The sequence below is a fragment of the Flavicella sp. IMCC45537 genome (assembly GCF_057197705.1).
The window spans coordinates 3,449,222-3,469,730 of record NZ_CM170067.1; the positions used below are offsets into that span (position 1 = coordinate 3,449,222).

Annotated in this window: 18 protein-coding genes and 1 tRNA gene; 8 read left to right on the top strand and 11 right to left on the bottom strand. The window is 33.9% G+C overall.

Features of this window, described 5'->3' with window-relative positions; translation table 11 throughout:
* The first annotated feature begins 41 nt into the window (after positions 1-41).
* The 3 genes from AC2DGP_RS14025 to AC2DGP_RS14035 all read left to right on the top strand — a co-directional run bounded on the left by AC2DGP_RS14025 (position 42) and on the right by AC2DGP_RS14035 (position 2,236).
* A complete protein-coding gene (locus tag AC2DGP_RS14025; protein ID WP_484490690.1) occupies positions 42-821 on the top strand; it encodes an energy transducer TonB family protein in 780 nt (259 codons plus the stop codon).
* Positions 822-881: 60 nt separating this feature from the next.
* Positions 882-2,102 carry a bifunctional folylpolyglutamate synthase/dihydrofolate synthase gene (locus tag AC2DGP_RS14030; protein ID WP_484490691.1) on the top strand — a complete coding sequence of 407 codons (1,221 nt, stop codon included), beginning with the start codon at positions 882-884 and terminating at the stop codon, positions 2,100-2,102.
* A 56-nt stretch (positions 2,103-2,158) separates the two neighbouring features.
* Positions 2,159-2,236, top strand: a tRNA-Val gene (locus AC2DGP_RS14035).
* Positions 2,237-2,354: 118 nt separating this feature from the next.
* On the opposite strand, the gene AC2DGP_RS14040 is transcribed toward AC2DGP_RS14035, so the two are convergent.
* The 8 genes from AC2DGP_RS14040 to purH all read right to left on the bottom strand — a co-directional run bounded on the left by AC2DGP_RS14040 (position 2,355) and on the right by purH (position 11,172).
* A complete protein-coding gene (locus AC2DGP_RS14040) occupies positions 2,355-3,296 on the bottom strand; it encodes a hypothetical protein (protein ID WP_484490692.1) in 942 nt (313 codons plus the stop codon).
* 6 nt (positions 3,297-3,302) lie between these two features.
* Entirely contained in the window at positions 3,303-3,947 is a 645-nt protein-coding gene (locus tag AC2DGP_RS14045) for a porin family protein (RefSeq protein WP_484490693.1), read from the bottom strand.
* An 80-nt stretch (positions 3,948-4,027) separates the two neighbouring features.
* Positions 4,028-5,305, bottom strand: a complete 1,278-nt coding sequence (gene rodA, locus AC2DGP_RS14050) for a rod shape-determining protein RodA (RefSeq protein ID WP_484490694.1) — start codon at positions 5,303-5,305, stop codon at positions 4,028-4,030.
* Complete coding sequence (gene mrdA, locus AC2DGP_RS14055; protein WP_484490695.1) at positions 5,286-7,169, bottom strand: penicillin-binding protein 2; 1,884 nt, start codon at positions 7,167-7,169, stop codon at positions 5,286-5,288. The genes rodA and mrdA overlap by 20 nt, the downstream gene beginning before the upstream one ends.
* An 8-nt stretch (positions 7,170-7,177) precedes the next feature.
* A complete protein-coding gene (locus AC2DGP_RS14060) occupies positions 7,178-7,585 on the bottom strand; it encodes a rod shape-determining protein MreD (RefSeq protein WP_484490696.1) in 408 nt (135 codons plus the stop codon).
* Positions 7,586-7,688: 103 nt separating this feature from the next.
* Entirely contained in the window at positions 7,689-8,489 is an 801-nt protein-coding gene (gene mreC / locus AC2DGP_RS14065) for a rod shape-determining protein MreC (protein WP_484490697.1), read from the bottom strand.
* Positions 8,490-8,540: 51 nt separating this feature from the next.
* Positions 8,541-9,569 carry a rod shape-determining protein gene (locus AC2DGP_RS14070; protein ID WP_484490698.1) on the bottom strand — a complete coding sequence of 343 codons (1,029 nt, stop codon included), beginning with the start codon at positions 9,567-9,569 and terminating at the stop codon, positions 8,541-8,543.
* 76 nt (positions 9,570-9,645) lie between these two features.
* On the bottom strand, positions 9,646-11,172 hold the full coding sequence (purH, locus tag AC2DGP_RS14075; RefSeq protein WP_484490699.1) for a bifunctional phosphoribosylaminoimidazolecarboxamide formyltransferase/IMP cyclohydrolase: 1,527 nt from the start codon (positions 11,170-11,172) through the stop codon (positions 9,646-9,648).
* A 203-nt stretch (positions 11,173-11,375) separates the two neighbouring features.
* Between purH and xrtF the strand changes: the two genes are divergently transcribed.
* The 5 genes from xrtF to AC2DGP_RS14100 all read left to right on the top strand — a co-directional run bounded on the left by xrtF (position 11,376) and on the right by AC2DGP_RS14100 (position 15,499).
* Positions 11,376-11,933 (top strand): exosortase family protein XrtF, encoded by a 558-nt coding sequence (gene xrtF / locus AC2DGP_RS14080; protein WP_484490700.1) that lies wholly within the window; start codon positions 11,376-11,378, stop codon positions 11,931-11,933.
* A complete protein-coding gene (locus tag AC2DGP_RS14085; RefSeq protein WP_484490701.1) occupies positions 11,917-12,360 on the top strand; it encodes an exosortase F system-associated membrane protein in 444 nt (147 codons plus the stop codon). Before xrtF ends, AC2DGP_RS14085 begins: the two co-directional genes overlap by 17 nt.
* A gap of 53 nt (positions 12,361-12,413) precedes the next feature.
* Positions 12,414-12,836 (top strand): HYC_CC_PP family protein, encoded by a 423-nt coding sequence (locus tag AC2DGP_RS14090; RefSeq protein ID WP_484490702.1) that lies wholly within the window; start codon positions 12,414-12,416, stop codon positions 12,834-12,836.
* 68 nt (positions 12,837-12,904) lie between these two features.
* Positions 12,905-15,148 carry a TonB-dependent receptor gene (locus tag AC2DGP_RS14095; RefSeq protein WP_484490703.1) on the top strand — a complete coding sequence of 748 codons (2,244 nt, stop codon included), beginning with the start codon at positions 12,905-12,907 and terminating at the stop codon, positions 15,146-15,148.
* A gap of 9 nt (positions 15,149-15,157) precedes the next feature.
* Positions 15,158-15,499, top strand: coding sequence for a heavy-metal-associated domain-containing protein (locus AC2DGP_RS14100; RefSeq protein WP_484490704.1), 342 nt, complete (start codon positions 15,158-15,160; stop codon positions 15,497-15,499).
* A 42-nt stretch (positions 15,500-15,541) separates the two neighbouring features.
* Here the strand turns inward: AC2DGP_RS14100 and AC2DGP_RS14105 are convergent, their stop codons facing one another.
* The 3 genes from AC2DGP_RS14105 to AC2DGP_RS14115 all read right to left on the bottom strand — a co-directional run bounded on the left by AC2DGP_RS14105 (position 15,542) and on the right by AC2DGP_RS14115 (position 20,478).
* Positions 15,542-18,253 (bottom strand): outer membrane beta-barrel protein, encoded by a 2,712-nt coding sequence (locus AC2DGP_RS14105; RefSeq protein WP_484490705.1) that lies wholly within the window; start codon positions 18,251-18,253, stop codon positions 15,542-15,544.
* Positions 18,254-18,508: 255 nt separating this feature from the next.
* Entirely contained in the window at positions 18,509-20,152 is a 1,644-nt protein-coding gene (gene groL, locus AC2DGP_RS14110; RefSeq protein ID WP_484490706.1) for a chaperonin GroEL, read from the bottom strand.
* Between the two features lie 47 nt (positions 20,153-20,199).
* Entirely contained in the window at positions 20,200-20,478 is a 279-nt protein-coding gene (locus AC2DGP_RS14115; protein WP_300326603.1) for a co-chaperone GroES, read from the bottom strand.
* Positions 20,479-20,509: the final 31 nt, after the last annotated feature.

A 20,509-nucleotide genomic window follows, 5' to 3' on the forward strand; every position in this document is an offset into this window, starting at 1 on the left:
CAAAGCATCAACAAAAATCATTGGTAATAACCTTTGTAATCATGACGTCAATTTTGATGTTGATGTTGTTTTTTGGAATGCGTTATATGGATCCTCCGGAAGAATATGGAATTGCCATTAATTTTGGTACTTCAGATGTTGGTAGTGGACCTCCTAAAGTGCAAGAAACTATTAAGTCTGTTCCAGAGCCTATGCAACCTAAGCAAGAGGTTACAAAAGTAGAAGAAATACCATCGGAAGAAGTAAAGGAAGAGCTGCTTACTCAAAATACGGAAGAGGCTCCGGTGATTCAAAAGAAAGAATCAGTGAAGAAACCTGTTCCCGTTCCAAAGGAGAAACCTAAAAAGGTGGAAAAACCAGTTGTAAAAGAAGCTCCCAAGCCTTCAAAAGAAACTGAAAATGCATTGTCTAATTTACTCAATGGAAATCCTTCAGACGGTGATGTCTCTCAAGGAGAAGGAAATGATACTGACTCAGGTTTGAAAGGAAATGAATTGGGTGACCCCAGCTCATCTAAGTATTACGGAAATGGTGGTTCGGGTGGTGATGGTAATTATAGCTTGAGTGGAAGGACAGCTGTTGGTAAACCTAAAATTAATTCAGATTGTAATGTAGGTGGTACCGTTGTGGTAAGAATTCAAGTGAATAGGTCAGGACAAGTAATCAATGCAACTCCCGGTGCTAAAGGAACTACGGAATCATCACCATGTTTGTATAAAGCAGCAAAAGAAGCTGCACTAAAAACTAAATGGAGTGCTGCTCCAGATGCTCCTTCTGTTCAGAAGGGACGTATTATTTACCATTTTTCATTATCTGAATAACTCACTCTTGTTCTCAAGGTTTAGAGAATCGAGTTCCAATAATTTTCAAGCAATCATAGAATGAATTATCAAGAAACTTTAGATTGGATGTTTGTACAGTTGCCTATGTATCAAAGACAAGGGGCTGCTGCTTATAAAAAGGATTTATCCAACACTTTATTGTTAGTGGATCATTTAGAAAATCCACATAAGAATTTTAAATCTATTCATGTTGCAGGTACTAATGGAAAAGGGTCCTGTAGTCATATGTTAGCTTCTATATTGCAAGAGGCAGGCTATAAAGTTGGGTTGTATACGTCTCCTCATTTGGTTGATTTTAGAGAGCGCATAAAAATCAATGGTCAAGAGATACCAGAACAGAAAGTAGTAGATTTTATCGAAAAAAATAAATCCTTTTTTGAACAAAACTATTTGTCTTTTTTTGAAATGACGGTTGGGCTGGCATTTGAATATTTTAGTGAACAGAAAGTTGATTTTGCTGTGGTTGAAGTTGGTTTAGGCGGTAGATTGGACTCAACGAATATAATTACTCCAGAAGTTTCATTGATTACAAATATAGGTTTGGATCATACTCAGTTTTTAGGGGATACCTTAGAAAAAATAGCCTTTGAGAAGGGTGGGATTATCAAATCTAAAACTCCAGTTGTTGTTGGTGAATTTCAAAAAGAAACATTGCCGGTTTTTGAGAAATTGGCACAAGAATACGAAGCAGAATTATTTTTGGCCTCTAAATTAGTGAATGAAAGTATTCCATCTGATTTGTTGGGAGATTATCAAAAGCACAATAGCAAATCTGTTTTTCAAACGATAAAAGTATTACAAGCCAAGGGGCATTCTATTTCGGATGCTGCGATCACCTCAGGAATGCAATCAGTGGTGAAGAATACAAATCTTCTTGGTAGATGGCAAATTTTGCAAGATAGTCCTAAAACTATTTGTGATACAGCTCATAATAGAGAAGGATTAGGGTATACCTTAAAACAGTTGGGAAAAGAGAAGTATGAAAAACTACATATTGTGTTAGGGATGGTTGATGACAAAGACCTTAATAGGGTATTACCGTTGTTTCCTAAGGAGGCTGTTTATTATTTTTGCAAGCCTGATTTAGGTAGAGGTTTAGATAAGGAGGTTCTAAAACAAAAATCATATGACTTTGGTTTGTTAGGTAATTGTTTTGAGTCTGTAAATGAGGCATATGAGAAAGCAAAAATGAACGCTACTACAAATGATTGTATTTACATTGGTGGAAGTACTTTTGTGGTAGCAGAAATTTTACAATAAAAAGTAAAAAAAAGTTTGGTCACATCGAACAAAGGTTCTATATTTGCAACCGCTAAGGGCAATTAGCTCAGTTGGTTCAGAGCACCTCGTTTACACCGAGGGGGTCGGGGGTTCGAATCCCTCATTGCCCACCAAGTTTTAGAAAGGTTTACACGAAAGTGTAAACCTTTTTTTATGTTGTAAAAAGGAATCTTTTTTGAAGTTAATTTACAAAAGAGATTCCCTTAGTTTTAATGAAATTTATAAGCTTCGTTAAAAATAAAACTTAATTCCCAACATTGCTTTACTTATTCTAGTGTTAGATTCTACGCTTTTAAGATTTACTTGGTAGGTGTTAAACTGAAGCCCTAGCTCATAGTCATCAGATCCTGAATAGCCTATTTTACCTAAAAAGATATTAGAAAACCCTCGATTATTCATTGATATCTCAGGAGTAGAGGAGATTGAGTAACCAAGTGCTACTGCTATAGGGGTGTTGTGATTTTCATTGAAGTCTATATCTCCTAAGATTCCGAAAGAGTAGTAAGTGTCCGTTGTTCCTCTTTGCATGGATTCTCCGTGAATTGCGTCTGCATTAAATTGTAATCCGTAAGTTTCGTTAAAAGCATAAGCTCCTCTAATTCCTAGTCCAACAGAGGTTGCTTGTATTTTTTTGCTTAAACTTGGGTAAGGTTCTCCGTCAATTAAATCTTCAAGGTATTTTGTAACATCAATAAAATTTCCGGTGAGGTTGTTTGCTTTTACGGTGGCAGACAAAAGTAATTTGTCAGTCTCTTTTATTTTAACAATCCAACCAATGTCACCGCCAGAAACTGTATTTACCCCATCAGCAATAATTGTGGATAAGTCAGAGCCAATTCTACTCGATAATTTCATGGAAATAAATAAGCCTAACCAATCTGTAAATTGTTGTTGGTATTGCAGTTTAAAGTCTACATATAATATTTTTCCTTGAAAACTGAATAGATTAACACCGTTGTAGTCAAAGCCTGGAATTGTAATTAAAGAGGTGCTTCCATATCCAATATCTGTTTGGAGATTTGTAGATATGAAAGCACTTTTCAATTGACTTGTAGATAAGAATTTATGACCATTTAATTCTGGTATTCTTTGATGCGGGTTTTCATTTTGGGCTATAGAAACCTTTACTAACAATGAAAATAAAATAATGGTATAAAGATATTTGTATTTCATAGTAGGTTATTTTTTTGAAGTTCTAAGAGGGATTTCCAATCCAGTAAGTAGTCTAATATTAGAGGATTTTACGCGAGGAAGTAAATCATCTACAATAGATTCTTGGGTTATGTTGTTTAAGCCTTGTGTATATCTTGCTTCAAAAATTAAGGTAGAAATTCCTATTGGAATTCTCATGCCAGCTCCGAATTGAATTGAAAAATTCCAAGGTTCTATTTGGGTTTCAATTGGTTTTGAAGTGTCCCCTTTAGCTTGTTGTGTACTACTAAGTAATTTAGAGGTTTCCAATCCTGCTAGTGCGTAAAATTTTTCATTAGTACTGTTGACTTTTACTAATACGGGTAAGGAGAAGTATTCAAGTTTTACACTGATGCTGTCAATAGGTTCGTATACATCGTCTAGTTTATGGCTTATTTTAGTGCCTTCTTGACTATAGGAAGGCTGTATACTTAAATAGATATTTTTTGATAAATCAAAGTCGATAAAGGCTCCTATATTGAGGCCAGGTTTTGATTTATATTTTGTATTGGCTTGGACATCTCCATTGAGTTTACTTAGATTTAGGCCACCTTGTATTCCAATTTTATGTTGTGAAAAACAATTTGTTGAAATAAGGATAAATAGCAAAGAATAAAATGTAATTTTTCGCATAGCATGAATTAGGTTAGTCTAACTAAATTACTAGTTTTTTTTAAAATAAAGGATTGCTTATGTTAAATAATCAGTTGTTTTTATAATTCGTAAGATTTACTTGCATCAAGTTTGATGAAAATAAAAAGAAGAATTGTAAAGCCCCATAAGCCAGAACCACCATAGCTGAAAAAAGGGAGAGGTATACCGATGGTAGGGAATAAACCAATGACCATTCCGATATTGATTAAGTAATGAAAGAAAAATACAGCTGCTATTCCATAACCATAAACTCTACTAAAGGTAGTTTTTTGACGTTCTGCAAGTTGAATAATTCTTAAAACAAATAAAGTAAAGATGACAACTAAAAATGAGGTGCCCAAAAATCCCCACTCTTCACCGATAGTACTAAAAATATAATCGGTTTGTTGTTCAGGAACAAAATTTCCTTGTGTGCGATCTCCTTCTAGAAAGCCCTTTCCGGAGAATCCACCAGATTTAATGGTTAATACAGATTGATTAGTGTTATAGCCAACACCTCTTGTATCTGTATTTTTCCCTAATAAAATATTGAATCTATCTCTATGTCTTTGTTCAAAAATATTGTTGTAAACATAATCAACACTAAAAATGAAAAAACCACAAATAGCATACACGGCAGAAATTTTAAGCCAGTGGAATTTTAGAGAAATATTTCTATAGAATAAGATGTATAAAATAAATAATGTAAAGATTCCGTAGGTGCAGAGTAGTATAAAGTTAAACCCAAATGCCAGTGTTAAAATAAACAAAGCAATCGCAAATACACCTATGGCTATATAATAAATAGGTAGGCCTTCTCTGTAAAGAACGAAAAAGAATGCGGTGTATACAAGAGCAGAACCCGGATCAGGCTGTAGGGTAATTAAGATGGCAGGAAGAAAAATAATAATAAACGCCTTGATTTGATTTTTTACTAATTTAAGGTCGTATTGCTTGTCGGATAATAATTTAGCGAGTGCCAAGACTGTTGCGAATTTTGCAAATTCAGAAGGTTGAAGGCTGGTAGTGCCTAGATCGTACCAGGAGGTTGCTCCATTAATTCTTTTTCCAAATGCAAATAAACCTGCTAAGGATAATAACGAACCTAGATATATTAAGGAAGAGAAACGTTCATATAATTTGGCATCGATAAAAAGAATCATAATAATTAATACAAAACTTAGACCTATCCAGATCATCTGTTTTCCGTATTTGGTACCAAAGTCAAATATTTCAAATTGTTCATCAGAATAAGTAGCTGCATAAATATTCATCCAACCGAATACGATTAGAAAAAGATATAATAGAACTAAAGTTAGGTCTATTCCAGAAAATATGTTATTCCTTTGAGCTCTCACTGTCTGGTTGAATTAATTGTTTTTTATATTCTTCTTCGAGATTTGTGTGCAACATGCGCTGTTCCCAATATTTATTGGTTGTCTTCCCTGTCAGGTATTTTTCTATCATGAGGCTGGTGATGGGAGCGGCAATCATAGATCCGAATCCTCCATTTTCTATATAGACAACAATTGCAATCTTAGGGTCTTTTTTGGGAGCAAAAGCTACAAAAATAGAGTGATCTTCAAATTGAATTTTCTCTCCATTGATTCGTTTAAAATTTTCAGCAGTTCCTGTTTTTCCACAGATTTCAATATCTTTCAACCTAACATGTTTTGCCGTTCCTGTTTTAAAAACATCATGCATTCCTTCAATAATCGGAGGGAAGTATTTTGGATTTATAGTGGTGTGTTTGAGTGTTGTGTAGATGGAGTCAATAGGAGTGTTGTCGCTTGTTTTCTTTAGGATGTGAGGGGTGTAAAAACTCCCTCTATTAGCAATAGCTGCAGTCATATTAGCCAATTGAATCGGGGTGGTTAAAATTTGTCCTTGGCCGATGGCGTTGGAGATGGTGTAAGTAGCTCTCCATCTACCGTCTGGATACCAGCGATTGTATAGTGCTGCATCAGGAATAAGACCTTTTTGCCCTTGTGGTAAGTCATATCCAAGATATTGACCAAGACCAAAACTACGCATATGTTTACTCCACACATTCATACCTTCTGATGCTGTTGGGTATTTTTCGATAATTCTGCGGTAAACGTTGGAGAAATAACTGTTACATGATTTAGCTAATCCTTGTCTAAGTTGTATGGGTTTATTGTAAATTCCACAGTGACAGCCCATAAATTCTGTGTTTCTTGCTCCATATTTGTATCCATGAAAACATCTGAAGGAAGTGGTTGGTGTTATAATTTCTTCTTGCAGTCCCACAAGGCCTTGAACAATTTTAAAAGGAGAACCTGGTGCGTATTGTGCAAGCAGACTTCTATCATACATAGGCTTGTTAATACTGTCATTGAAAAAAATAACTGAATTTTTTGATCTTTCTCTACCTACCATAAGATTAGGATTGTAGCTAGGCATGGTTATTAAACTCAGGATCTCACCAGTACTAGGTTCAATCGCAACAATTCCTCCACGTTTGCCGGCCATAAGTGCCTCTCCGTATAATTGTAGCTGATTGTCTAAGGTTAGTGTTAAGTCTTTTCCATCAACAGGGATTGTATCGTATATGCCTCCTTTGTAAGGACCAATTATTTTATTGAAATGATCACGTTGTAGGTATTTTACACCTTTGGTTCCTCTAAGGAAATTTTCATATTGTTTTTCTACACCTGTTGTTCCGATCAATTCACCAGCTTGGTAGTATGGGTTTTTCCTGGCAATTTCATCATTTACTTCATTTACATAACCCAGTACATTTGCAGCAGAGTTATGAGGGTAGTTTCTCAATAGTTTTCTTTCAATAAAAAAGCCTTTGTATTTATGCATTTTCTCTTGAAGGTAGGCATAGTCTTCTTTGGATAGATGCGCTAAAAAGACGGAAGGTAACCTCTGAGACCAACGTTTGGCTTTGTGAAAACGTTTTAAGAAATAATCTTTATCAATATCTAATAACTTACAAAACTCGACCGTATCCAATGGTTTTACCTCTCTTGGAATAATCATCAAGTTGTAAGATTGTTTGTTGGCGACCAATAGTTCGCCATTTCTATCATAGATATAACCTCGTTCTGGGTAGTCAAATACCTTTTTAATAGTCGAGCTTTTAAGATTAGTTCCTGTGTTGGAATGACTAATCACCTGCAGGTAAAACAACTTTCCGATAAAAACGAAAGCCATGGCTATAATGAAAAATGATAAAAGATATCCTCGTTTCATTATAGTAATTATTGGTTCATAAATTTATTTTGTCTAGTCAGTAAGATGGCAAGTACAATTAGGATAATTGTGAATAATCCATTTGTGATTGTCTTAAACAAGATCGTTCCAATTTCCTTTAGGCTAAAATATTCTAAACCGAATAGAATAAAATGATGGACTAGTGTAAGTATGGTTACGTACGTTACAATTCTAATTACAGGTTCGTTGTTTAGCTTAAATAGTTTAAAATCGGTATCCTGTGTATTTAGTAAAAGATTCAGAATTGGAAGACTAAAATAAGCAGTTGCAACAGTTGCCGCAGCATTCACTCCACCAGTGTTAGAAAAAATATCAATGCAGAAACCAAACAAGAAGGAAACTATTAAAAAGTTAGTTCTTTTTGTTTCAATCGGATACAAAAAAATGAATAACAAATAAAGGTTTGGATTGATGTATCCAAAAAAATAAATATTATTCAGGACTAGGGTTTGTATTAAAACCAGAAAAACAAACCGGAAAGCTATGATTAAGGTGTCTCTAGTCATTTGCTTGTAGTTCTAAGATTTCTTCCTTATCTAAATTATGGATGGCATATACGTATCCAATGTTACTCATGTCCATAAATAATTCCACCTCAATATTGTCATAGCTTTTATTAGAAGCATCAAAACTTTTAACGACACCAATAGGTATGTTATCCGGAAATAAAATAGACTTTCCTCCAGAAACGATGGTGTCACCAATATGTATGTCTGCCTGTCTTTGAATGTCTAATAATTGAGAATATTTATAATCCTGTCCGTTCCATGTTAAAGTACCAAAATAGTTGTTTTTTTTCAGTCGTGCATTTATTTTGGAGTTACTGTTTAGGACGCTTAACACTGTAGCATAATTGCTAGAAACTTTATTAACAACACCAATTACACCTGTATTATTGATGATTCCCATGTCAATAGAAATACCATCTTGACTACCTTTATTGATGGTAAGTATGTTGTTTCGTTTGGTATAACTGTTTTGAATAACCTTGGCAGCAATAAATTTGTTTGTAACTGAAAGGCTATCTAGATGCATCTCAGGCAATGATTGATTGCTGATTAAAGAGCGTAACTTTGCATTCTCTTGAGCAAGTCTTAGATTGTCTTCTTTTAAAATACTGTATTCAAAGAAAGAAGTAGATTTCTCTAAAAGTCCACCAGAAATGGTGTTTGCCGAATTAAAAAAATGACTTTTATGATAACTATGGGATTGTATTGTAAACCCTATAGCAATAACTTCCAACAATAGGAAAAGCAAGAAATATTTGTATTTTTCAATAAAATAGGCAATTTGCTGCATTGATATTGTTGGCTATAAAAGTTCAATACTGTAAACGTATTAAAACTATTATTATTTTAATAAAACACTTTTGTAAACATCTATTTTCTTTAGAGCAATACCAGTACCTCTAACAACAGCTCTAAGTGGATCTTCAGCGATATATACTGGTAAGTCCGTTTTTTTAGATAGACGTTTGTCCAAACCTCTTAGCATAGATCCACCGCCAGCAAGATAGATACCTGTATTGTAGATATCCGCAGCTAATTCAGGCGGAGTTTTAGATAAAGTTTCCATTACCGCATCTTCAATACGTAAGATAGATTTGTCTAAAGCTTTGGCTATTTCTCTGTAAGAAACTTGTACTTGTTTAGGTTTACCACTAAGTAAATCACGTCCTTGAACAAGCATGTCGTCCGGAGGAGTTTCTAGGTCTTCTGTAGCAGCACCTATTTGAATTTTTATTTTTTCAGCGGTAGTTTCTCCAACAAATAAGTTGTGTTGCGTACGCATGTAATACATGATATCTCCAGTAAATAAATCACCGGCAACCTTTACAGATTTATCACATACAATACCCGCTAAGGCAATTACTGCAATCTCTGTAGTACCACCACCTATATCAATAATCATATTACCTTTAGGCTCCATGATATCTATACCTACCCCTATCGCTGCAGCCATCGGCTCATAAATAAGGTAGATTTCTTTTGCATTCATATGCATGGCAGAATCACGAACGGCACGTTTTTCTACTTCTGTAATTCCAGAAGGAATACAAATTACCATTCTCAGAGCAGGAGGAAACATTCTCTTTTTTATAGAAGGAATATTTTTGATGAATTCCTTTATCATTTCCTCAGATGCCTGGAAATCTGCAATTACACCATCTTTCAAGGGACGGATGGTTTTGATGTTTTCATGAGTTTTTCCTTGCATCAGGTTAGCTTTCTGACCTGTTGCAATTATTTTCCCAGAAGATCTGTCTCTAGCTACAATTGAGGGGGCATCTACAACAACTTTTCCATTGTGAATGATAAGTGTGTTAGCCGTTCCTAAATCAATAGCAACATCTTCAATCATGAAATCAAAAAAACCCATAGTTCTTTTTGTGGTGTTATGTTAATATAAAGAATGTGTTCACCTGTAGATGAACACATTCCCCAAATTTAGTGAATTAATGTTTAAAATGACGTGTTCCTGTGAAAACCATTCCAATGTTGTTTTCATCACAGTAATCAACAGATAATTGATCTTTGATAGATCCTCCTGGTTGAATCACTGCTTCAATTCCTGCGTTACCAGCAATTTCAACACAGTCAGGGAAAGGGAAAAAGGCGTCACTTGCCATTACCGCTCCTTTCAAATCAAAATTAAAAGTTTTTGCTTTTGTAATTGCTTGCTCTAAAGCATCAACTCTTGAAGTTTGTCCTGTTCCACCTGCACAAAGTTGCTTGTTTTTTACAAGGATAATTGTGTTTGATTTTGTGTGCTTACAGATTTTTGAAGCAAATAATAAATCCTCTATTTCAGCATCAGAAACAACACGTTTAGTTACGTTTGTCAATCCTTCTTTAGAGTCAGTAACATTGTTCGGGTCTTGAGCTAAAACACCATTTAATGCAGTTCTGTAGCTGATGTTAGGGAACTCAACATCTTTTTGAACCAAGATAATTCTGTTTTTCTTTCCTTTTAGAATTTCTAATGCTTCAGGTGTGTATGACGGAGCAATAACAACCTCACAGAATAAACTGTGGATTTCTGTAGCAGTTGCTTCATCGATTTCTTTGTTAGCAATTAGTACTCCACCAAAAGCAGAAGTAGGATCACCAGCTAAAGCATCAATATAAGCTTGTTTTAAAGTGTCTCTTTGTGCAAAACCACAAGCATTGTTGTGTTTTAAAATAGCGAACGTTGGAGCTTCTCCTTTGAATTCTCTAATTAAGTTCACGGCAGCATCTACATCTAATAAATTGTTAAATGATAACTCTTTACCATGCAATTGGTCAAATAATTCTTCTAAATTACCATAGAAAAATCCTTTTTGATGAGGGTTTTCTCCGTAACGTAATTGTTTAGAAGTATCAAAACTTTGTCTGAATTGAGGTTGGTCATCATTCATGTAATTGAAGATAGCCGTGTCATAATGACTAGATACAGCAAAAGATTTTGCTGAGAATGATTTACGTTGCTCAATAGTTGTAGCACCATTTTGCTCAGTTATAATATCTAAAAACTCTCCGTATTGGTCCATTGAAGAAACGCAAATTACATCTTTAAAGTTTTTAGCAGCGGCTCTAATCAAAGAGATTCCACCGATGTCAATTTTTTCAATAATATCTTGCTCAGGAGCTCCACTAGCAACAGTTTTTTCAAACGGATAAAGATCTACTATAACAATGTCAATTTCCGGAATTTCAAACTCTTCAATTTGTTTTTGGTCACTTTCGTTTTCACGTCTGTTTAAGATTCCTCCAAAAACTTTTGGGTGTAAAGTTTTAACACGTCCTCCTAAAATAGAAGGGTACGATGTTAAGTCTTCCACACGAACTACATCAATACCTAAATCTTTGATAAAAGTTTCAGTACCTCCAGTTGTGTAAATAGTTACATTTAACTCATTTAATTTCTTTACAATTGGCTCTAAACCATCTTTGTGAAATACCGAAATTAAGGCAGATTTTGCTGTTTTGCTAGTGCTCATTTTATGTGTTGTAAAATTTTCTGCGAAGTTACTAATATTGTGATGTTTTCGCAACAATAATTCAACACCTAGAACGATTATTTTTCGTTTATATTTTGTCTGACTTTAAAAGTTATTCGAAAGAAAAAAAATCTATCACATTATCTGTGCCTTTCACTTGAATTAAAATTGGTATTTTTGAGAAAATTGTAAAAGGAATTAGTTTGAGTAAAAGAAAAAGTGTTCTCTTTTTTTTGTCGAAATTTTTCGGTTCTTATTTTTTTATGTTTGCCATGTATTCTTATTATTTGCATGCAACGCAAAAAAAAGATTTGATATTTCAGTGTGCTCCTATCACGGAAACGGTTGCAGAGCAAACCATTGCTGTACTTCAGTTTTTTGGTTATAATGCTCAAGCGGAACAACATAATCAAGAGCTTTCAGTGAAGTTGATTTTAGATGATGTTTATTTGGCTCGAGTTATAGAAGGATGTAATTCAATTAGCGTCATTATTTTATTTATAGCTTTTATTGTTGCTTTTCCTGGATCTTTGAAAAAATCCTTGTTGTATTCCTTAGCAGGGGGAATTTTGATTTATTTACTGAATATTTTAAGAATTGCATTTTTAACTGTTGCACTAGCTAAATTACCAGAGCAAAAAGAGATGTTACATAATTTGGTTTTTCCATCTATTATTTATGGATTGGTATTTCTGTTATGGGTTATATGGGTAAATTATTTTTCTAACTATAAGCAAGTGCGTGATGAGAAGAATAATTAGATATTTTTTAGTTTTTGTTTTGCTGATGGCTTTGGTTTTGGTAAGAGCCTTTGAAAATGAGTTGTTTTATGATCCTTTTATTGTTTTTTTTCAAAATGATTATTTGTACACTTCAATCCCGGAATTTGATTATGGAAGGCTGATTTGGGATTTGTTTTTACGTTACTTACTGAATTCAACAATTTCACTAGGAATTATTTATTTGGTTTTTGAAAAAATAGGCTTTGTAATTTTATCGGCAAAATTATATGTGCTTGGTTTTATATTATTAATTTCTGCCTATGTATTTCTATTGTCTTCAGATTTTGAAAATGGATACCTTTTGCCTTTTTATGTGAGACGTTTTTTAATTCATCCTTTGTTTTTACTGCTTTTGATGGCTGCTTTATTTTATGAGAAAATAGCAGGAGTAAAACCAACCTTGTAATATTTTAACAAGTTTTAAACTTTTTAGAATGTAGTTTTGATTAAATTTGTAGTGTGAAAAAACAACTGCAAAATATTGGAACAATGGTACTGGCACTTTTGGTGCTTTTCTCTTCATTGTCTTTTGGTATAAGTAAGCATTACTGTGCAGGAGAGGTTTCTGAGGTGTCTTATTTTGAAGTTGCTGAGGGTTGTGAAATGCCTGAGGTGAATCCTGTTTGTGAGACATCAACGACACCAGTTGTTGAAAAAAAAACTTGTTGCGAAAATAAATATCAGTTTGTTGATGGAAACGATTTTCCTTCAAAAAAAATCACTTCATTAGTTTCCTATGGTTTCCCTGTTGCTGTTATACAGCATTGGAAAATATCATTTTCTTTACTTGAGGAAAAGTTTGATCCTCATAGTTTTTTCCAATATCATTCACCACCAATCCAAAAGGATAGAGTGGTTGTTTATGAGTCTTATTTGATTTGAATATTAGTTTTTTTAGAAAAATCTAGTATGAATATTTGCGTTATAGAGGCGCAATAAAAAATCAAAAAGTGAAATATAGTTATATAATTTTACCATTTGTTTTTGTTACCCTAATGTCATTTTCTCAAGAGAATTTGAAAGGTATGGTAATGATTGCAGATGAAGACAATGTTGTTTCTGGTGTGCCAGGAGCTTCATTGTATTGGTTGGGGACAACCGAAGGAACAATAACTAATAATGAGGGGTGGTTTGAGATTGATTTAAATCAAAAATCAAAACGTTTGGTTATTAGTTACGTAGGGTACAAGACAGATACGCTATTGGTTTTAAATAATAAGGAATTGCATTATTTTTTAAAACCTGATACTTCTTTATCGGAAGTAGCACTTAATGTAGCTCGAAAATCAACTTCCGCTTCCTTTTATAATCCCATAAATACCGTTACGATTAATGAAACGGAATTGTTAAAGGCAGCATGTTGTAATTTGTCAGAGAGTTTTGAAACAAACCCCTCTGTTGGTGTCAGTTATTCAGATGCAATTTCAGGAATTAAAGAAATTAAAATGTTAGGTCTAACAAGTCCTTATATATTGATTTCTCAAGAAAATATACCTTCTGTTCGTGGAGCTTCTCAAGTTTATGGGATGTCTTTTATACCGGGTACCTGGATTGAAAGTATTCAGGTCACCAAAGGAATGGGATCTGTAGTAAACGGGTTTGAGAGTATTTCTGGACAGATTAATACAGAACTAAAAAAACCGAGAAATGCGAATCGTTTTTTTGCGAATCTGTATGGTTCAGGATCTGGAAGGTTGGAGTTTAATTCACATATTTTCAAAACTATTTCTGATTCTTGGAGTACCGGATTGTTTGTTCATGCAAACCAAAGGAGCTTAAAGGTAGACAGAAATAATGATGGTTTTTTGGATGCACCATTAGGCTCTCAATTGAATTTATTGAATCGGTGGCAATACGCAAACCCAAAATCTGGATGGGTTAGTTTTTTAGATCTTAAATTTGTGACAGATTCAAAGCAGGTTGGAAGTGTGTTTTACAAACCTAAAGCAGATAAGTTTCAAGGAACAGAATATGGTGGAGAAATTGACACAAAGCGGTTTGAATTATTTTCAAAGTTGGGCTATGTGTTTAAGGATAAGCCTTATCAAAGTATAGGAATTCAGTCATCTTATAGCAATCATAATCATGAGTCTTATTTTGGGTACAATACTTATAATGTTGAACAGAACAGTTTTTATTTCAATTCTGTATTTCAGTCTATATTGTTTAATACGATGCATACGTTTAAAACTGGGGTAAGTGTTGCTCATGATAATTATGTAGAGCAGGTGTCAATGAAAAACTACTTTAGAAATGAAAACTCTATTGGTGGATTTTTTGAGTACACTTATGATAATATTGATAACCTAACCTTGGTTGCTGGTGTAAGAGTAGATTACCATACGGTAATGAAATATTTTTACACCCCAAGGATTCATATTCGGTATGAGCCATGGCAGTCTGGAGTGTTTAAGTTGGCTGCGGGCAAGGGGCAAAGGGTTGCAAGCATTTTTTCTGAAAATCAAAAAATGTTTGCATCTTCTAGGTCTATTTCTTTGGAAAATTCAAAACGAGGAGCTTATGGATTGAACCCTGAGATTGCATGGAATTACGGAATCAGCTATTTGCATAAAACAAAAGTGTTTGGAAAGACCGTCTCTTTAGCGTTGGATTATTTTATCACTGATTTTTCGCAACAGGTAATTGTAGATTATGATCATTCTCCTCGTGAGGTGCTGTTTTATGATTTAAAAGGACAGTCAAAGGCAAAGTCTTTTCAAGTTGAATTGAATTATCAATTGCATCGTTTTTGGGATGCAAGAATTGCATATCAATTAAATGATGTACAAATAGATTATAAGAAAGGGCGTTTACAAAAGGCATTACAGCCAAGAGAAACTTATTTTTTAAATATAGGATATCAATCAAAGTTGATCCATGAAAAACAATGGAAATGGGATATAACTTATAATTGGCTTGGAGAGCAACGTATTCCGGAGACAAGTCAAAACCCATTGATGTATCAATTAGATGCATATTCGGAGCAAACGCAGTTGTTGCATTCTCAACTGACTTATGTATTGTCTAAAAATCTTGAATTTTATTTGGGAGCTGAAAATATTTTGAATACTACACAAAAGAATCCTGTTGTGGCTAGTGAAGATCCTTTTGGTGCTTATTTTGATTCAACTTTGGTGTATGCTCCTATATTAGGAAGAATGTATTATGGAGGTATTAGGTATAATTTAAATTAAATGTAAATCATGAAAAATATAATTTTAATGTTGTTTCTTGTTGTTTCGGCTGGGGCGATATCTCAAGAGGTTCAAGAGAAAAGTAAGAAAAAGAAAGTGGTAATGACTGTAAATGGCAATTGTGAAATGTGCAAAGCCAGAATCGAGAAGTCTTGTTTAAAAACTGCTGGCGTGAAATACGCTTATTGGGATGTCAATTCTAAGCAATTGAATCTTGTGATCAATGAATACAAAACATCTAAGAAGCAAATAGAACAATCTATACTCAATGTTGGGCATGATGTTGATTCCTTGATAGCAAAGCCAGATACCTATGACTCATTGCATACTTGCTGTCAGTACAGAGATTAATAAGAAAAAAGGAGATTCAAGCAGAATCTCCTTTTTTAGTTATTATGATTTTTTTCCTTTTTTATACTTTTTTCTAGCCCCGTTATTTAATCGGTAGGTGTAACTTAGAACTGCATACATTCCAAGACTTTCTGTAGTTGTCTCTTCGTAATAGTTGACGCTACTTCTTCTTCTGATGTCTACATTTTTATTTAACATGTCGATCAAAATTAACTTTACAACATTGTTCTTTTTTGGAGTAAATGCATAAGAGATGGCAGTGTTCCAAAGTGGAAGAATTACATCGGTTGCAAAATTTTCATTGGCAGTTTCAGTATCATAGGTGTACAAGTAATAATCAAATTGTGTGTTGAAGTTTAGTTGTTTTGTGAAGTCGTAATCAAATTTGGTAAAATAATGTTGTGTAGAGAATTCTCTGTTCAGTTCACGTCTGATTGAAAAATTAGTTTGATTCATGGAGTATTCCGCTCCAATTTTAAAATCAAAGATGTTTTTATTGTGATTTTCAAATCGTAAACTACCAGAGTACCTATTTGCGGTAACATCATTTAAAGTATAGTTGATTAATGAATTTGATTTTTGAAAAGAATTTCTGTTTTTTATGGTGTAGCGAACAGGGAGACGGTTAATTTTTTTACTCAAACTAAAAGAAGTGGATATATTATCTTTTGTTCCGATGTTTTCAAAACTTCTAACTCTATTTAAATCTTCATCAATTTCAATAGTAGGAATTATAGCATCTTTCGTGTGAGATAAATTTACAAATCCATAAAATGTAAGTGCTGATTTATAGTCATGAATATTGACTCTTGCAGATAAGTCATCTCTTTGTTCAGCGTTGATATTTGGATTTCCTTTTCTAATAAATCTAGGGATCAAATCATTAACAACAGTTGAGCTTTGGTAGATATTAGGACTTCGCACAGATTTTTTATAATTCAAACGATATTTTCTACCTGCTTTTGGTTTGTATTGGATGAAAGCTCTTGGGTTGATAAAACTATTTTTTTTATTTATTGATAACTTTTCTAGTTCACCAAAATCTCTGGTGAGGTCTTGGTATTCCGCACCTGCATAAATATTCAGTTTTTCAATATTATAACTATAGCCTAATCTAGATTGATAATTGTATTCTTTATGGTTGTATTGGTATGCAAATAAATCTTGTTGGTTGTCATTTGTAATAGTTGTTTTTGATTGAACTACATCTTCATCAATATTTCTAAAGGTATTAAACGCTTCTATTTTAATATAATGGTTGTGTCCTAAAGGTTCTGTGTATTTGATGTTGTAATTGATTGAGTTATTATCTATCAATTCATCTCTATATACTTCGCTTTTAATCACTGATGGAGTTTCAGAGTCTAGATTTCTGGTTGTTTCAGTTTTTTGTTGGTTGAATCTTTTGAGTTTTTCGGTGGTAGCATAGGCACCTACAGCAAAATTTTTTCCTTGGTCATTGAGTTTTTTGTAAAAATTCAATTTTAGGTTTCCTCGATGTCTATTCTGAGCATTGTTGAATTTACTATCATTCGTAGTTCTTAGAATATTTTCTGTATTGTAGATTTGAGAAAATTTATTTAAAGTTATGATTCGATCACTGGCATTGTACATTCCCTTTGCGAAATAACTGTAAGTACTGTTTGCTTGGTTTTTGTAGTTGAAATTCAGATTGTGGTTTTTGTCTTTGTTGTCGAAATTACTCACAATATTTGAATTTATATTTGTTTCATTAACCGATGATACCCTGTTGGTATAGGAAGTACCGTCGTTTTGCGATTGGTTAAAAGTGTAATCAGCATTTAAGGATTCTTTCTTTTTGAATTCATGTCCGAAATGGAGTCCAGCAATTTGAGAGTTTAAAAAGCCACTTAAACTTTTTTTGCTGATGTTGCTTTCTTCACCGTCTGATTCGTCTCCTAGTCCGTCTGCACTTTTAAGAAAGTTTTTAATATTAGAACCTGTAACGTTAATGTTGTTTGTGGAGGCTACGGCAGAAAATTGTGTTTTTGATGAGAACTGGTTGTAGTTACCACTTGCAAAGTAACGGTTGTCAAGTCCTATTCCAGCACTTGCTTTTCCAAAACCTCTATTCTTTTTGTCTTTCTTTAACGTGAAGTTTAGAATTACCTGTTTGTTACCATCGCTTACTCCGGTAAGTTCAGATTCGTCACTTTTTTTGTCTATTATTTCTACTTTTGCTATTACATCTGCTGATAGATTTTTCATAACTACCGAAGGGTCTCCTCCAAAAAATTCCTTTCCATCAACATATATCTTGGTAACTTCATTTCCTTGGGCAACCATTTTACCATCAGAATCAATTTCCATGCCTGGTAATTTTTCAAGCATGTCTTCAATATTGTCATCATGATTGACTTTAAATGCTGAGGTGTTAAAAGCAACAGTATCTTTTTTTATTTGAATAGGAACAACAGCTGAAATAGTAACTTCATCTAACAAACCAACATCTTCTTTCAAAATGATATTGCTTAAATCTATAGCTTCGTTTCTGAATACAATATTTTCAAAGTGAGAAATAAATCCAGTAGAGTGAATCTGTATAAGTAAGGAGTCTCTTGAATCTTCCAATATCTTAAACTTCCCCTCCATATCGGTAGTTGTAAAGTTTATCATTGTGGAGTCCTTTGGATTTAACAAAGCAACGGATGCGTATTCTAGGGGGTCGTTTTCTGGAGTTGCCACTCTTCCGGAAATTATAGGTTCTGTTTGTGCAAGAATAAATTGAACCATAAACAGCATAATGACTGTTAGAAAAATTGATTTATGAAAAGTAAGAGCTGGCATTAATAGGTATTGATTTAAATGTAGTAATTACGGTTGATCGTCAAAATACAAATACCTTGCCATGATTTAAATTTGAGATTGCTGTTGGGTGATTTTATTTAGTTTAATGTGTTGATTAAGTGTGATTTATGAGGTGAGATAAATTCAAAAAAAAAGTGCTTCTGAGATTTCAAAAGCACTTTTTATATTTGTTTTATGATTTTACATCATTCCAGGCATACCACCACCCATTGGAGGGTGTGCATGATCAGCACCAGCAGATTCTGATTTGATTTCAGAAATAGTACATGCAGTAGTCAAAATCATTCCTGCAACAGAAGCAGCATTCTCTAACGCAACACGTGTTACTTTTGTAGGATCAATAATTCCTGCTTTTAACATTTCTACATATTCACCAGATTTAGCATTGTATCCAAAATCAGCTTTTCCTTCTAGTACTTTAGAAATAACTACAGAACCTTCACCACCAGCATTTTCAACAATTTGTCTAAGCGGTTCTTCAATAGCTCTATTAATAATGTTCACACCTGTTTGCTCGTCTGTATTGTCTTCAATTGCAATTGCTGTAAGAGAAGCTTTAGCTCTGGCTAAAGCAACACCTCCACCAGCAACAATTCCTTCTTCAACAGCAGCTCTTGTTGCATGTAAAGCATCATCAACTCTGTCCTTCTTTTCTTTCATTTCAACTTCACTTGCAGCACCAACATATAATACAGCAACACCTCCAGCTAATTTAGCCAAACGCTCTTGTAACTTTTCTTTATCATAGTCAGATGTTGTATTCTCAATTTGAGATTTGATTTGAGTAACTCTCACATTGATTGCGTCAGACTCTCCAGCACCATTTACAACTGTTGTATTGTCTTTATCAATTGTAACTCTTTCGGCAGTTCCTAACATTTCAATGGTAGTGTTTTCTAAAGTAAGACCTCTCTCTTCAGAAATTACAGTACCTCCGGTTAAGATTGCGATATCCTCTAACATTGCTTTTCTTCTGTCTCCGAATCCAGGAGCTTTTACAGCAGCAATTTTAAGCGCTCCACGTAGTTTGTTCATAACTAAAGTAGCTAATGCTTCACCATCAACATCTTCTGCAATGATCAATAAAGGTTTTCCAGATTGAGAGATAGGCTCTAAAATCGGTAATAATTCTTTTAAAGAAGAGATTTTCTTGTCGAATAATAAAATGTATGGGTTCTCTAGGTCGGCCAACATTTTTTCTGTATTTGTTACAAAGTAAGGAGATAAGTATCCTCTATCAAATTGCATACCTTCTACGATATCCACATAAGTTTCTCTACCTTTTGCTTCTTCAACCGTAATTACTCCTTCTTTACCAACTTTTCCAAAAGCTTCAGCGATCAAGTCACCAATCGTTTCATCATTATTAGCAGAGATAGAAGCTACTTGTTTGATTTTGTCAGATTGATTTCCTACTACTTCAGATTGCTTTTGTAAGTCAGCAACCAAAACCTCAACAGATTTATCGATTCCTTTTTTGATATCTAAAGGGTTGGCACCTGCAGCAACGTTTTTTAAACCTTCAGTAACAATAGCTTGTGCTAAAACAGTAGCGGTTGTTGTTCCGTCTCCTGCAAGGTCATTGGTTTTAGAAGCAACTTCTTTAACCATTTGAGCTCCCATGTTTTCAATTGGGTCGTCTAATTCGATCTCTTTCGCTACGCTTACCCCATCTTTTGTGATGGAAGGTCCTCCGAATGATTTTTCAATAACAACATTTCTACCTTTTGGTCCTAATGTTACTTTTACTGCATTTGCTAAAGCATCAACACCACGTTTTAAACCGTTACGTGCGTCAATGTTAAAATTGATTTCTTTTGCCATTTTAATGTGTTTTTATGTTCTCTATTAAAGATGAATAAATTGAAAAATTAAACGATTGCGAATATATCGCTCTCTCTCATAATTAAGTAATCTGTACCTTCTAATTTTAGTTCGGTACCAGCGTATTTACCGTACAATACAGTATCTCCAACCTTAACAGTCATTGCTTCGTCTTTGGTTCCATTCCCAACTGCAACTACAGTTCCTTTAGAAGGTTTTTCTTTTGCTGAATCTGGAATGATTAATCCTGATGCAGTTTTAGTCTCTGCTGCTAATGGCTCTACAAGTACTCTGTCCGCTAATGGTTTGATGTTTACGTTACTCATTATTATATATGTTTATAAGTTTATATTTTGT

Bases quoted from the DNA above. Each gene is read 5' to 3' on its own strand.
- AC2DGP_RS14025 (WP_484490690.1), top strand. From the start codon at position 42: ATGACGTCAATTTTGATGTTGATGTTGTTTTTTGGAATGCGTTATATG.
- AC2DGP_RS14030 (WP_484490691.1), top strand. From the start codon at position 882: ATGAATTATCAAGAAACTTTAGATTGGATGTTTGTACAGTTGCCTATG.
- AC2DGP_RS14040 (WP_484490692.1), bottom strand. From the start codon at position 3,296: ATGAAATACAAATATCTTTATACCATTATTTTATTTTCATTGTTAGTA.
- AC2DGP_RS14045 (WP_484490693.1), bottom strand. From the start codon at position 3,947: ATGCGAAAAATTACATTTTATTCTTTGCTATTTATCCTTATTTCAACA.
- mrdA (WP_484490695.1), bottom strand. From the start codon at position 7,169: ATGAAACGAGGATATCTTTTATCATTTTTCATTATAGCCATGGCTTTC.
- mreC (WP_484490697.1), bottom strand. From the start codon at position 8,489: ATGCAGCAAATTGCCTATTTTATTGAAAAATACAAATATTTCTTGCTT.
- AC2DGP_RS14070 (WP_484490698.1), bottom strand. From the start codon at position 9,569: ATGGGTTTTTTTGATTTCATGATTGAAGATGTTGCTATTGATTTAGGA.
- purH (WP_484490699.1), bottom strand. From the start codon at position 11,172: ATGAGCACTAGCAAAACAGCAAAATCTGCCTTAATTTCGGTATTTCAC.
- AC2DGP_RS14085 (WP_484490701.1), top strand. From the start codon at position 11,917: ATGAGAAGAATAATTAGATATTTTTTAGTTTTTGTTTTGCTGATGGCT.
- AC2DGP_RS14100 (WP_484490704.1), top strand. From the start codon at position 15,158: ATGAAAAATATAATTTTAATGTTGTTTCTTGTTGTTTCGGCTGGGGCG.
- AC2DGP_RS14105 (WP_484490705.1), bottom strand. From the start codon at position 18,253: ATGGTTCAATTTATTCTTGCACAAACAGAACCTATAATTTCCGGAAGA.
- groL (WP_484490706.1), bottom strand. From the start codon at position 20,152: ATGGCAAAAGAAATCAATTTTAACATTGACGCACGTAACGGTTTAAAA.
- AC2DGP_RS14115 (WP_300326603.1), bottom strand. From the start codon at position 20,478: ATGAGTAACGTAAACATCAAACCATTAGCGGACAGAGTACTTGTAGAG.